General features: G+C 44.9%; 14 protein-coding genes. 4 read left to right on the top strand and 10 right to left on the bottom strand.

The features are described from left to right. Positions 1–398: 398 nt before the first annotated feature. From ACYQ0H_RS01545 to fabD, 10 genes are all read right to left on the bottom strand, one after another. Positions 399–1,169 (bottom strand): ABC transporter permease subunit, encoded by a 771-nt coding sequence (locus ACYQ0H_RS01545; protein WP_459811065.1) that lies wholly within the window; start codon positions 1,167–1,169, stop codon positions 399–401. Further along, the gene (locus tag ACYQ0H_RS01550; protein ID WP_459811066.1) at positions 1,166–2,062 is read right to left on the bottom strand and encodes an ABC transporter ATP-binding protein; all 897 of its coding nucleotides are present in this window, start codon (positions 2,060–2,062) and stop codon (positions 1,166–1,168) included. The genes ACYQ0H_RS01545 and ACYQ0H_RS01550 overlap by 4 nt, the downstream gene beginning before the upstream one ends. 50 nt (positions 2,063–2,112) lie before the next feature. Then, positions 2,113–2,316 carry a PLDc N-terminal domain-containing protein gene (locus ACYQ0H_RS01555; protein WP_459811067.1) on the bottom strand — a complete coding sequence of 68 codons (204 nt, stop codon included), beginning with the start codon at positions 2,314–2,316 and terminating at the stop codon, positions 2,113–2,115. Continuing rightward, positions 2,309–3,436, bottom strand: coding sequence for a helix-turn-helix domain-containing protein (locus ACYQ0H_RS01560; protein ID WP_459811068.1), 1,128 nt, complete (start codon positions 3,434–3,436; stop codon positions 2,309–2,311). The genes ACYQ0H_RS01555 and ACYQ0H_RS01560 overlap by 8 nt, the downstream gene beginning before the upstream one ends. A 174-nt stretch (positions 3,437–3,610) precedes the next feature. Then, on the bottom strand, positions 3,611–4,345 hold the full coding sequence (locus ACYQ0H_RS01565; protein WP_459811069.1) for a MerR family transcriptional regulator: 735 nt from the start codon (positions 4,343–4,345) through the stop codon (positions 3,611–3,613). A 162-nt stretch (positions 4,346–4,507) separates the two neighbouring features. Then, on the bottom strand, positions 4,508–6,445 hold the full coding sequence (locus tag ACYQ0H_RS01570) for a beta-galactosidase (protein WP_459811070.1): 1,938 nt from the start codon (positions 6,443–6,445) through the stop codon (positions 4,508–4,510). Positions 6,446–6,479: 34 nt separating this feature from the next. Next, positions 6,480–6,734: a DUF6171 family protein gene (locus ACYQ0H_RS01575; RefSeq protein ID WP_459811071.1), complete on the bottom strand. Its 255-nt coding sequence runs from the start codon at positions 6,732–6,734 to the stop codon at positions 6,480–6,482. Further along, the gene (locus ACYQ0H_RS01580; protein WP_459811072.1) at positions 6,734–8,206 is read right to left on the bottom strand and encodes an alpha-N-arabinofuranosidase; all 1,473 of its coding nucleotides are present in this window, start codon (positions 8,204–8,206) and stop codon (positions 6,734–6,736) included. Before ACYQ0H_RS01580 ends, ACYQ0H_RS01575 begins: the two co-directional genes overlap by 1 nt. A 208-nt stretch (positions 8,207–8,414) precedes the next feature. Continuing rightward, complete coding sequence (locus ACYQ0H_RS01585; protein ID WP_459811073.1) at positions 8,415–8,894, bottom strand: deoxycytidylate deaminase; 480 nt, start codon at positions 8,892–8,894, stop codon at positions 8,415–8,417. A gap of 33 nt (positions 8,895–8,927) precedes the next feature. Continuing rightward, on the bottom strand, positions 8,928–9,851 hold the full coding sequence (gene fabD, locus ACYQ0H_RS01590) for an ACP S-malonyltransferase (protein ID WP_459811074.1): 924 nt from the start codon (positions 9,849–9,851) through the stop codon (positions 8,928–8,930). A gap of 448 nt (positions 9,852–10,299) precedes the next feature. Here fabD and ACYQ0H_RS01595 point away from each other — a divergent pair, with 448 nt between their 5' ends. Genes ACYQ0H_RS01595 through ACYQ0H_RS01610 form a run of 4 tightly spaced genes read left to right on the top strand, consistent with a single transcriptional unit; the run spans position 10,300 to position 13,840 of the window. Then, positions 10,300–11,313: a beta-ketoacyl-ACP synthase III gene (locus ACYQ0H_RS01595; RefSeq protein ID WP_459811075.1), complete on the top strand. Its 1,014-nt coding sequence runs from the start codon at positions 10,300–10,302 to the stop codon at positions 11,311–11,313. A 5-nt stretch (positions 11,314–11,318) separates the two neighbouring features. After that, positions 11,319–11,978 carry a hypothetical protein gene (locus ACYQ0H_RS01600; protein ID WP_459811076.1) on the top strand — a complete coding sequence of 220 codons (660 nt, stop codon included), beginning with the start codon at positions 11,319–11,321 and terminating at the stop codon, positions 11,976–11,978. 45 nt (positions 11,979–12,023) lie between these two features. After that, a complete protein-coding gene (fabK, locus tag ACYQ0H_RS01605; protein ID WP_459811077.1) occupies positions 12,024–12,962 on the top strand; it encodes an enoyl-[acyl-carrier-protein] reductase FabK in 939 nt (312 codons plus the stop codon). A gap of 50 nt (positions 12,963–13,012) precedes the next feature. Next, complete coding sequence (locus tag ACYQ0H_RS01610) at positions 13,013–13,840, top strand: SGNH/GDSL hydrolase family protein (RefSeq protein ID WP_459811078.1); 828 nt, start codon at positions 13,013–13,015, stop codon at positions 13,838–13,840. The last annotated feature ends 28 nt before the right edge of the window (positions 13,841–13,868 follow it).

Consider the following 13,868-nt stretch of genomic DNA (forward strand, 5'->3'; position numbering starts at 1 on the left):
GTTCCGTTGTTATGAGGCAGGGATAAATCACTTATATCGCTGAAGGAAAAATTTTTTTATCAGCTATATACCTTGAATAAACGTGTCCGGTTATTCTCCGGACATAGCCGTCGGGATTCGTTATAAGGTCTGTTTTAAGAAACGACGTATAAGTTTTACAGGAAATTTCAGCGGCAAACTCCTCGGCTTCGTGTATGCCCGAGGTTCTGCTCAGGGCAAAGCCGAATATTTTTTCTGATACTGCATAATAAGGTTATCTGCGTGTTTTTTTATTTAAAAGTCTCCGAAGTGCACATAGCGGGCAGTTTTAAAACGTGTTGGGCAATTTATATGATCGCATCATAAATTCCTATAAAAATAATACGCTGTTCATTTCAGTATGAACAGCGTGGTTAGTTTCACAGTTTTTTTCTGAGAAAAATTTGCGAGGCGGCAATAATGAATACGGCTGAAAGCAAGACGGCGGTCAGCGCTGACGGAAGATAATCAGCAGCAGAAGCCTGTTTTGCAAGCAGGGGTGCGGACTGCATGAGCCTTGTGGGAGAAAGCTTTTCCGCCGCCGGAAAAAGACCTGACAAATATGCGGCGATAAATACTGCGCCGGTGCCGAGCATAACGGAAGAACTGCTTTTTGCCGCCGCAGAAAACAGTACCGCCGCCGAGATAAGCCATATTCCGAAAAGCCAGAAGCAAAGAGCCGGAGCAGTATAGCTTTCAGGCGTGCCGTTTCCCCAGAAATAAGCGTTATAGCCGAAGGTAACGCCGAAGCAGAGCCAGAAGCACCCTGACCACAGCAGCATTAGCGCCGATGTTTTTGCGGCAAGGATACCATGCCTTGATGCGCCCTTTGTCAAAACCTGAATAAGAGTTCCCTTTTGATATTCGGAGGTAAAAGCTCCCGACAGCAAAAGAATAAAAATGATAAGGGCAACGGGTATATTTTTATAGAACTGAGTCCACGAGGTTACTTGATCTACAGTTATATTTGTTACAGTAAGACCCGAGCCTTCAAGCGAGCCTGACAGGGTTTTCATCAGCCACGGAGTAAGCTTTGCTATAGCGGGATTCATTATGCCGAAGATCAGAAACAGTATTATAAGTACCGTCAGCTTTCCGGTACGAGCCAGCTCAAGCCATTCCTTTTTGAAAAATGCACAGAAGCTTTTCATTTTCCGGTCACCTCCATAAACAGCGCTTCAAGCGACGGCTCCTGCCTTTCAAATTTATGCAGGGGTATATTATTTTCGGAAATAAAGCCGAGGATATCCCGCTGCTTTGTTTTTCCGCTGAATACTACACGGTTTGAGCCAGTCCGTACAGATCCGGGAAAGGCGGCAGCAAGCTTTTCTGAGTCGTCGGATAATTCGGTTTCTGCTTCATAGCCCGGCGCTGAATGTACTGCTTTTATCTCGTCTAGGCTTCCCTGAAGCACTATCCTGCCGCTGTGAAGAAAAGCCGTCCTGTCGCATATTCTCTCTACGTCGGAAAGTATATGTGTGGAGAATACTACCGAGGAGCTGCTTTTTGCCGAAAGGAGAATATCAAGTATTTCCTTTCTGCCTGACGGGTCGAGAGCGGAGGTAGGCTCGTCGCAGATAAGGAGCTGCGGGCGGCTGAGCATTGCCTGAGCTATTCCGAGCCGCTGTTTCATTCCCCTTGAAAAGCCTTTTATCCTGCGGTTCTCATTTTCAAGACCTGTAAGCTGCAAAAGCTCATCAGTTCTTTTCTTGATCTCCGAAGCAGTCATTCCTGATACTTCTCCGCAGAAGGACAGATATTCTTTCGGCGTCATATAGGAGTAAAATTCCGGCACATCAGGAAGATAGCCTATAAAGCGGTTGGTTTTGTTTTTCAGGCAGCTTACTCTTTCTCCGTTTATAAAGGCTTCTCCGCTGTCGGGGCGCATAAGTCCGAGAATGATTTTCATTGCGGTGGTTTTACCTGCTCCGTTCTGCCCGACGAATCCGAAAACGGTATGTTCAGGTACTTCCATGCTAAGACCGTTCAGCACCGATTTATCTCCAAAGCGCTTTGATATATTGTTTAATGTAAGTATATTCATTTTTAATCTACCTTTGTTAAAGCGTTTTCCTTTCTTAGCGTTATATAGCTTCAGCTGTCGTCCTTGCCGAAGATAAAATACAGAACGGGTCCTATAAATTCCATACCGACAACAGCTATAATAAGCCAGATCGTTCTGTTTCCTCTTTTATAGGTACTGTGAGTAAGGATATGGCGTACTGTATAGAAAAGCAGGGCAAATTCGGCGATTATAAGCGGGATCAGAAACGGAAGAAATTCTTTTATATTATTCATATCTGCTGTACTCCTTTTTTAGTGATCCTAATATTTTTTTGAACGCAGGGTTTTGTTTAAGCGGTTCAAAAAGCGGTTCTTCAAGTATTTCCCATGAACTTCTTGCAACGGCCCGTATATTTCTGGGAGGCGCTGAGCCAAGTTCCAAAGCCTCTATCCATTTATCAATACGGTCAAAGTAAGAGTCACCGTGAAGCTTCAAATTATCCTCTGAGAGCAAATGCCGTACAGTTTTTTCATATTTTAAAAGCCTTTCGGCGGCAGCGTCAAAGCATTCGTGATAAGCATAGACCAGAGCAGACTGATAATAAAACTGAGCGGCAGAGTTGGGGTGAAGCAGTTCAAGCTGATATGCTTCTATGAGCCTGTCTGTGCGCCTTATCGTTTCCTCGCAGTCGGAAAGTTCACCGGCAGCAGCAGAAAGGTACTGAACTGAAGAGCCAATAAGAGTTAAAAGCCCGAGATACATTGAAATCTGACACATATCAAGTGCTTTTTCCTTCTGACCCGAAAGCATATAGGCCTGGATCAAAACTGAACCGCTGCTGTTTGATATTCTCTTCGGATCGGAAACAGGTTCGAGGGAATCTATTACTTCCCGGATTTTCCCCAGCTGCAGATCGGTCATTGCTTTAAGCGTGGCTGCGTCGGCGCATATATCTGCTGAGGTACAGCTGTCTGCAATATGTGTGCATAGCGCTGATATTTCATTGAGAATTTCACAACGCTGCTCCTTTTCGGCAAGATCAAGGTGGTTTAAATAGAGTATACCTACCTGAAGAAGAAACGGATAGCAGGAATAGTATCTGTTAATAAGCAAACGCGTTTTTTTAAATGCTTCATCGAATGGACGGGAGGCAAAGTCGGCGGCAAGCTCCGAGTACAGCTTTTGTATCTGTTCCCGGCTAAGCTGAGGCTCATAGCCTATCAGCTCGTCAACCGTTACTCCGTAGAATGCGGCAAGTCTCGGCAGCAGAAGTATATCCGGCAGGCTCTGGCGGGTCTCCCACTTTGAAACGGAAGCCTTTGTAACGCCCAGAAAATCCGCAAGCTGTTCCTGCGTCAGCTTTTTTGTGTGCCTGAGCCGCACAAGATTTTCAGACAGATTAATATCGTTCATAGATCCTCCTTAACGGAAATCGGTTTGAGTCTTGGCTTTATTTATATTATATATCAACCGCCGTTTAAAAGCAATGGATTTCTGCGATACTTTGCGAAACAAAATCAACCTGCAGGAAACACAGGCGGCAGGAAAAAGGCATATAACGTATTATCCGTTATATGCCTTTGATTTTTATCCGCCGCAGTAAGCTCTTATTCCTTCGCTCATAATCTGAGCCGTTTTGTTTCCGTAGCTGTCAAGATAGTTTTTGAACCGCTCGTCTGAAAGATACATTTTTCCCAGTTCCGCCAGGATCTCAGCGGTGCATTTATAGTAATTTTCAGAAATAAAATTCTGCCAGCGTTTTACCAGAGCCTGTACCTCTGCGCTGTCGGGAGCTTTATCTGCACACGCTGCAAATGCGGAGAAGATCTCGTCCTGCTCCGAAGCAAGGCGTTCCTTTCCCGAGTCTGAAAGCTTGGAAAAACTGCTCTCGCTTTTTTCAAATTCCTTTGTGCCGCCCCAACGTTCTCTGACTTCTTCGGCGTACTGCGCCTTCGCTTTTTCGATGTCGTCGGCGGTGATATTTTGTATGCTCATAATTTTTCCTCCTATAGTTTCCTCCGCAAGCCTGATAAGACCGTCAATGCGCTTACGTTTCATTATAAGCAGCTTACGGTGCTTTTCAAGAGCCTGACGTCTGATAGCTTCGGGAGCTGAAAGCAAGCCTTTGATATCTTCAAGTGAAAACTCCAGTTCACGATAAAATAATACCTGTTGTAAAACCGCAATTTCTTTTTCCGTGTAATACCTATAGCCTGCATCGGAGATCTCAGCCGGCTTCAGCAGTCCGATTTTATCGTAATAACGCAATGTACGAATGGTTACTCCTGTTATTTCGGCAGTTTCTCCGATAGAAAATCTCATAGCTTTCATCTCCTTGATTTTAGTATAAAGCATAACGCAGGAGGAGAGTCAAGGGGTTTTCAGAAATTTATTCAAAATATTATGACCATATGCTCTGTTTATAAAAATAACGGGAAAATCCCGTTATTCTGTCAGCTGCTATTATCATTTGGTTACGCCTTTTTATTCTTTTAACAGTTCAATTTCAAAAGGCTTCAGGCTTATATGCCTGCCGCAATAATCAAATTCGGCCGCTTTATCATTGTTATTGAAAATAAAGGTCAGCTTTTTCCCTGCCCCTTGGCGTACAGAAATTTCAACGTTATCGGGGAGATCAGGAATATGATCAACTCCGGCAGAGGAAAGTATTTCGATGCAGAGATCCTTGTAAAAGCTTCTTTTTCCGACAGTTCCTACATAATAGCAGCGGCCTTTTCCGAAGGAATTTACGGTAACGGCGGGAGACCCTTTGTAGAAACGGTCGGTGTATTCTGCAATAACTTCAGCGTCGCCGGCTTTTAAAATGTCGCACCAGCTTGTGACCTCATATTCTCTGCCGTTCATGGCAATATGTGCGGTATCCCAGCCGACAGGATCGTATTCCTCGACTGTACAGCCTGCAAGCTCCGTATATACGGAGGGCAGCGGCGACATAATGCAGTTATTGTTTTCGTCCTTTACGCCGCTTCGGTTTGTCAGGACTACAGTTCCGCCTTTTTCAGCAAAGCTGTAAAGCCGTTGTACAACGCTTATATCCGTTATAAACATAGTCGGTGCAATAATGACCGAGTAAGCGGAAAGGTCTGAGCTTTCGCTTATTATATCGCAGTTTGCGCCAAGAGAGGTAACGCCGTCATGAAAGGCTTTTAGCTGGCTGTAGTAATGAAATCCGTCGGTCTGAGGCTGTATCTTAAGAGCACTTTCGGTATCAGAGGAATACAGCAGGGCAGCTTTGGAGCTGACGGAGGTCCCTTCGGTATCTATAGCTGCTGCTTCTCTGCAAAGCTCCGAAAACTCAAAGAATCTGCGGGAAGGAACTCCGCTCTGGTCTATAAGTCCGTGCCAGAACATTTCTGCTCCCGAAACTGCGCTGCGCCAACGGAAATGTATAACTGCGTCCGCTCCTCTTGCTATCGCCTGCAAAGCGTAACCCTTTATCATTCCGGGCTTCGGAACAGTCGTCATAGGCATCCAGCAGCCCTGAGGACCGCTCAGCTGCTCCATTATCCAGAAGTTTTTCTGTTTTATTCCTCTCATAAGGTCTAGATGAAAGCTGTGAGAATACAAGGTGTCAGGATCGTCGGGCAGCTTTACCGGAGGATAATTGTCGTAGGAAACAAAGTCGAGAGGTTCAAACATACTGTAGAAATCGGGAGTATTTTCACAAAGCCAGGTATTTGTCGTTATAACAGCTCCCGGAATTATATCCCTTATGAGCTCCGTCTGAAACCTAACAAAATCATTGACGCTGTTCTGGCAGAATCTGTGCCATTCAAGCATATATGAGGGATTGTACCAGCCTAAAGGATAGCTTCCGAAAGGCGGTTTTATCTGCGTCCATTCAGAATATTCGCCGCTCCAGACATTATTTCTGAAGGCTTTGTTTATGCTTTCAAGGCTTCTGTATTTATTTTTAAGGTATGTCCTGAATTTTTCGGTGCATACCGGACAGCAGCAATGAGCGGCGTCAAGCTCGTTGTCTATCTGCCATGCAGCAACAGCCGAATTGCTTCTGTAACGTTCGGCAAGCTTTCTGATAATCCTTTCCGAAAGCTTTCTGATGGAGGGGGAGTTATAGCATCTGTGACCTCTTATTCCGGTAGCAATAGGCTGTCCGGAGCGTTCGGTCTGAAGTGCGTCCGGATAGCTTTCATACAGCCAAAGCGGAGGACAGTTGGTCGGGGTGCATAGGATTACCTTTATTCCCCTGTCTGCAAAAAGCTTTATTGCTTTATCCAGCCATTCAAAATCGAATTTATTTTCAGAGGGTTCAAGTCTTGACCATGAAAACTCAGCCATACGGACAAGCTTTACTCCTGTCTGAGACATAAGCTCCGCATCCTGCTCCCAGAGTTTTTCGTCCCAGTGCTCGGGGTAATAGTCAACTCCTATTTCAGCCATATTAAAGCTCCTTTCATCAATAAGTGATAAGATCTTACTGCCATTTGTCGGGAACGGCGGCACATCGTGCTTCTTTCTTCAATGCTCTGAGCTCGACGTAGCAGCCGCATTTTCGGCACATTCCGCTGTAAAGCTCTTCGCAGCTCCGGCATACTTCAAGCCGACGGGAATATTCTTCTCCGCCCGTCCGTTTTTCTTTTGGATAAGCGGAGATATAATCTTTCAGCCGCTTGAAATAATCAGTTTCGTCCATATCCTCAAGCAGACACTTTCTGCACAGCTTATCCATTACTTCATTTCAAAGGAAACGACCGAAAGTCTTGGAATTGTTATTACCGAGCCGCTGTTTGAAGCGTTAAAGCCTGAATACTCTTTGATAGTAACACTTTCAGGTTTTCCGAAATCGTTAAGAGCGTTCGCTTTGTCAGAGGTTATTATCTGAGCAGAGTTTATTTCGGCGTTGACCGAAATTTCAAAATCATCTGTAAGGGAGCAGTTGGATACGGTAGCAAAAAGCTTTCCGTCCTCGCCTTCGGAAACGGAATATGTAAGCGCAGGAACGCTTATATCCTCGCAGTCAGCTGACGGTATATCCATTTCAGCCTTTATAAGCGCTGCATCGTGATGAGGGCAGAACATTTTGAATACATAGTAGGTAGGCGTTTTTACCATATCCGCTCCGTCAGTCAGCAGTACGGATTGAAGCACGTTTACTGCCTGAGCGATATTAGCCATTGTAACACGGTCAGAATGACTGTTGAAAATATTGAGATTGCAGGCGGCAACTATCGCATCACGCATTGTATTCTGCTGATAAAGAAAACCGGGATTCGTGCCTTCCTCAACGTCGTACCAGCAGCCCCATTCGTCAACTATAAGCTTTATTTTTCCCTCGGGGTCATGCTTATCCATGATCTCTCCGTGCTTGGTTATAAGCTCCTCCATATAAAGGGTTGAGGATATTGTCTGATAGTATTCCCTGTCGGAGAATTCGACGGCTTTTCCCTTGCTGCTCCAATCGCCTGTAGGGAGGGTGTAGTAATGCAGGGAAATTGCGTCGGTATGCCATGGCTTAACTATTTCAAGCAGCTTGTCTGTCCAGCCGTAATCATCTCCGCTTGGACCGCAGGCGACCTTGTAAAGCCTGTTATCTCCGTAATTACGGCAGTAGGTCTGATAGCGTCGGTATTCGTCTGCATAGTATTCTGGGCGCATATTTCCTCCGCAGCCCCAGTTTTCATTGCCTATTCCGAAATATTTCAGCTTCCACGGCTCCTCCTGTCCGTTGTGCTTCCTAAGCTCAGCCATAGGGGAAACTCCGCTGAAGGTCATGTATTCCACCCATTCGGACATTTCCTGAACAGTGCCGCTTCCGAGGTTTCCTGCTATATAAGGCTCACATTCAAGCTGGCGGCAAAGCTCGAAAAACTCATGAGTTCCGAAGCTGTTGTCCTCTACTACTCCGCCCCAGTTAGTATTTATCATATTCTTGCGCTGTGATTTTTCTCCTATGCCGTCCTTCCAGTGATATTCGTCGGCAAAGCAGCCGCCCGGCCAGCGCAGTACAGGGATCTTTATTTCTCTCAGCGCTTGAACAACGTCTTTTCTCATACCGTTTACGTTGGGGATCTCCGAGTCCTCTCCCACATAAATACCGCCGTAAATACATCTTCCGAGGTGCTCGGCAAAATGTCCGTAGATATTCCTGCTTATTTTTGACAGCTTTTTATCCCTGTCGATTTTAAGTTCTGTACGTTTCATAGATCACACCTGATTTCCTTTAATTTTTATAAGTATATATTAGCTTATTCCTGCGGGCTATGCAAGATTTCTGTTTCTTTATTATGGACGTTTATTAACCAGAACTGTAAAAAATGCGGCGCTTTATCTGAACAACACATAAAGCGCCGTATTTTGTTTTGTTCATAGCTTAAATATGCTCAGGTAAAAAGGCAGCATTATAAATGCCTTAAAGCTTTACTGTTACGATTCTGTCCGTTTGGAAATACTGCCGCATTTTTACGCCGGTCATTTCAAACATTTTCTTTGAGGCTCTTACTCCGTCGGTATCGGCATACTTATCTTCCATGTAAACGACCTCTTTTATTCCGCTCTGAATAATTGCCTTGGCGCATTCGTTGCAGGGAAAAAGCGAAACGTATATACGCGCGTTCTGTAAGCTCCCCGTAGAGCGGTTGAGAATTGCGTTAAGCTCGGCGTGGCAGACAAAGGGATATTTGGTTTCAAGCGCTTCGCCTTCACGTTCCCACGGCATTTCATCATCGTTACAGCCGGTGGGCATTCCGTTGTAGCCTACCGAAAGGATCTTATTTTCCTCGGAAACGATACAGGCGCCTACCTGCGTATTGCTGTCCTTGCTTCTGCCTGCCGAAAGCAGGGCGATCCCCATAAAATATTCATCCCAAGATAAGTAATCCTGACGCTTCATAAATATACGCTCCTTTCAATATTTAAGACGGGTTTATTTCAGACTTGCCAGAGCCTTTTCAAGGCTTGCGGAATTTTCAATATTTACTGCGTTTGCTCCCTTGAGGGTTTTCTTGACAAGACCTGTGAGAACTTTGTTAGGTCCTAGCTCAATGTAGTTTTCATAGCCGGCGTCGTTCATAGCCGCGAGCTCTGATGTGAACTTAACAGGCGAAACAATGTGTTTTGCGAGCAGGCTTGGCATATTTGAAAAATCTTCAAGCTTTGCGCCGAGAACGTTTGAATAAAAATCTACTGCAGGAGAGTTAAATTTTACAGTCACAGCTGTTTCGATAAACTCATCTGCGGCAGACTGCATAAGCTTTGAGTGGAACGCTGATGCGACGTTAAGCCTGATTGCTTTTTTCTTCATTCCTGTAAATACCTCGGCTGCTTTTTCGCAGGCTGCTGTTTCGCCTGCAATAACTGTCTGAACGGCTGAATTATAGTTTACGGGAACGACATAGCCTTCGGTTTCTTCGCAGACTTTTTCCACCTCTTCGGCAGGCAGTCCGATTATAGCGTACATTGCGCCGCTGTTTGCTTCGGCGGCTTTCTGCATTGCGCAGGCTCTTGCCTTGATAAGCTTAAAGCCGTCCTCAATTGAAACAACTCCTGAAGCCGCCATTGCGGCATATTCGCCAAGCGAGTGTCCGGCAACTCCGTCAAAGCTGATCCCGCTTGCCCTTGCCGCTTCAAAAGCCGCCAGAGAACAAGCCATAATAGCAGGCTGTGAATTAACGGTTTTATTAAGCTCGGTATCAGGGCCGTTAAAGCAAAGTTCTGCAATATCATAGCCGAGTATCGAATTCGCAGTTTCAAAAACCGCTTTTGCGCTGTCGAAGCCGTCGTATAATTCCTTTGCCATTCCTGCGTACTGCGAGCCTTGTCCTGAGAATAAAAAAATGTTTTTTGCCATGGTTTTTACTCCTTTAAATTTAGAATTATTTTATACAATTGAAACGCTCCGTTTCAATATACCAAACGGATATTATTAAACCGAAACTTATAATCTGACAAAAAAGTTCAGGGTAAAGTGATAATATAATTTCATATCAGGCCGTTAGATCGGATCGGTTAGCCGAACCTTCTGTATATGTAAAAGCTTAATTATGAAAAAATATTGAAATGTTTTGTTCAGCCACAAGTTGTTCATTTTTTGTTATTTACCAATCCATAAAATAGGTTTATAATAAATAAGGTTAAGCTTATTTTTTGAAACAAGTGCATGTATTTAGTATAAAATTTTAATTAATTGCGATTTGGTTTTAACATATAAGCTTGCGTTTGATTCTATTATAGCATATAATTTAAGCCGGTACAATATCCTGTTTAAAATATATTATTTAATTTGGGAGGAAACTCAATTGGCGGACATCAGTAAAACACAGGGGATCAGGATCAGGGGAATAGGAAGATACGTTCCGAAAATGATTGCTACAAACGAGGACTTTACGAAAATAGTTGAAACCAGCGACGAGTGGATAACTCAGCGCACCGGTATCAAGACCAGACATATAACCAACGGAGAGCCTACATATTACCTTGGCGCAATGGCGGCAAAGGAAGCGGTTGCAGACGCCGGGATCGACCCGTCTGAAATAGATCTTATTATAACCACTACGGTAACTTCGGATTTCTATACTCCGTCAACTGCCTGCATAATTCAGAGAGAGCTGGGAGCGATAGGCTGTATGGCTTTTGATATTAATGCGGCGTGCGCAGGTTTTGCTTATGCTGTTGATATGGCGAAGAGGTATCTTCACAGCGGCAGTGACGTAAAAACAGTTCTTGTCGTTGCAACTGAGGAGCTTTCAAAGTTTACGGATTATACTGACCGTTCCTCCTGCGTACTGTTCGGCGACGGAGCGGGAGCTTTTGTGCTTGAAAAATGCGACGGGACTGTTTATTCAAATTATCTGGGTGCGGATGGAAACGGAGCTGACAAGGTTGTAGCCAGAGCGCTGAGATCTGAAAACGCATTCCGTACAAGTACGGAGGATTTCGATATGAAAATGCCTCAGACCAAGGAGCATTATTTCTATCAGGACGGCAAGGAGGTCTATAAGTTTGCGACAAAGGCTCTGCCGAATGCGGTAGAAAGGGCTTGTGAAAGAGCCGGTATCCTGCCTTCGGAGCTTGACGCTATAGTACCTCATCAGGCGAATATAAGAATTATCGAGACCGCCGCAAAGCATTTGGGACTTCCTATGGAGAAATTCCCGATGTATATCGACAGGTATGGCAATACGTCTTCTGCGTCTATCCCTCTGGCATTTTACGACGCTGTTAAGGACGGGAAGATAAAGAGAGGCGATAAGGTTTGTCTGGTAGGCTTCGGCGGCGGACTGACCTACGGCGCAGTGGTTTTTGAATATTAATTGTAATGGCCTCAAGAATAATGCACCTGGCGGTGGCATATGAGCTTGAACGTAAGCTGTCTATTTCGGATAGAAATCGTTTTGAAATAGGTCAGATTCTTCCCGACGCAGTTTTGTCGGTGGATAAAAAAGCGGTCAACTCGCATTTTATAGAGCTTTTTGATGGCGGCAAGCGTAAGCATTTTGACTTTTATGGCTTTTTCGGCCGCTTTAAAGACGAGGTTATGTCGGACGAGCTTTATCTGGGATATTATTTTCACTTGATCGAAGATAACCTTTTCCGTTATTATCTTTACTATATTAAGGGTCTGCTTTCAAGGCGCGGCGACACGGAGTTGACAGCTCGGCTTTATATGGATTACCATATTTTAAATCGAAAGCTTGTTGAAAAATACGGCTTTGAGAACAAGCCTGCCGTGCCGGAAAATTTTGCAGAGGAAAAAATCAACAGTATTTATCCTTTTGAGATTGAAGAATTTTTGCAGGATATGCAGGAGGATTTTTCTGAAAAGCCCGAGGGAAAGCCTAAGCTTATTGCTTTTAGGAGCTTGGAAAAGGATTTTATCAACGGCTGCGTTAAAATCTGCGCCGCTGAGTATGACGTTTTGCAAAGAGGAAAACATCTTCTGGCAAAATATGATTTATCATGGAAAATAAATTTGTAGCGACATTAAATAGCCGCGCTGCAGGCGCGAAAAGGAGTTTTGAATATGACAACGACAAAGACCAGAATCACAGAGCTTTTGGGAATAAAATATCCTATAATTCAGGGCGGTATGGCTTGGATTGCCGAATCGACTCTTGCTGCTGCGGTTTCAAACGCAGGAGGACTTGGGCTTATTGCAGGCGGCTCTGCCCCTATCGACTATCTGAGAGAGGAGATCCGAAAGACAAAAGCGGCTGTAAACGGCAAGCCTTTTGGTGTAAATATCATGCTTATGAGCCCTAACGCAGAGGAACTTGCAAAGCTCGTTATCGAGGAGGGCGTTCCTGTCGTAACAACAGGAGCAGGAAACCCCGGCAAGTATATGGCAGCGTGGAAAGAGGCAGGGATCAAGGTTATTCCGGTTATTCCGTCGGTCGCTCTTGCTAAGAGAATGGAGAGAGCCGGCGCTGACGCGGTAGTGGCAGAGGGAACGGAATCGGGCGGACATATCGGCGAGAACACTACGATGTGCCTTGTTCCGCAGGTTGCTGACGCTGTTGAAATTCCTGTTGTTGCAGCGGGAGGAATCGCCGACGGCAGAGGAATCGCCGCTTCTTTTATGCTCGGAGCGGAGGGCGTTCAGTTGGGAACACGTTTTCTTGCAGCTGAGGAATGTCGGATTCATCCTACCTACAAGGAGCTTGTTATAAAGGCAAAGGACACCGACAGTATAGTAACCGGACGTTCTACCGGTCACCCCTGCCGTAATGTAAAGACGAAGTTTTCCAAAAAGCTTGCGGGCGGAGAAATGAACGGAACGATCACTCCCGATGAGTTTGAGGAGATTACCTTAGGCTCTTTGAGAAAAGCTGTACAGGACGGAAATCTTGAGGAAGGCTCCTTCCTCTGCGGCGCTATTGCAGGCATGGTAAATAAAATAGAGCCGGCGAAGGCTATGATAGAGGAAATGTTTGCTCAGGCGGAGCAGCTTTTGAACAGATAAATCTATGCGCCTGGATTTGCTTCGGAAATCTGAAAAGGAGAGGTATTATTATGAATATCGTAAAGCTTATCGTACCTATATTATTATCTGCGGCTCTGCTGACTTCATGCGGAAAGTCGGACGGTTCTTCCAAAACTGAGGAAAACGTCTCGGCGGCGCAGGCTTCATCGTCACAGGCTGAGGTCCAGTATCCTCGCAGTATAAAGCTTATGGCTTTCGGCGATTCGATAACCGAGGGCTTTACATATAAAGGCTCATACAGAGTTCCGCTTGCTAATATGCTGGAGGAAAACGGGTTATCTCAGTATGTTGATTTTGTAGGAAAAAAGAAAGCCGGAGAATGCTACGATAATCAGCACTGCGGCTATACAGGCTATTCTATCGACCCGATCTCCGAGTCGGTTACGGGAGATGTAAGGGGCGGTATATCAGGCAAGGTGGACGAGCTTTTTGACCTATATACACCCGATGTGGTAATGCTGCAAATCGGCACTAACGATATTTTAAGTCTTTATGAGCTAGACGATGCAGGCACAAGACTTAAAAACCTTGTGGACAGTATATTTGAAAAGCTGCCGGAGGACGGTATGCTTTATCTTGCAACTATCCCTTATATGGACGCAAAGGATAACACCTATATCTCAGCTGAGTTTTTCACGGTAGAAGCTATGGATAAATACGTTGACGAATATAATGAAAAGGTAAAGACTGTTGTACAGGAGGAAAAGGCGGCGGGAAGAAATATAGAGCTTGCCGACGTAAACAGCGTGATCGCTAAAGAAGATCTTCAGGACGGAGTTCACCCGACAAAAGAGGGCTATGAAAAGCTGGGCAAATTCTGGTACGGGATAATTTCCAAGTATGTGAAAGGCGAATAATTATCCTGGCATTTTATACAAAAAAGAA

It is taken from the genome of Hominimerdicola intestinalis, assembly GCF_054655215.1.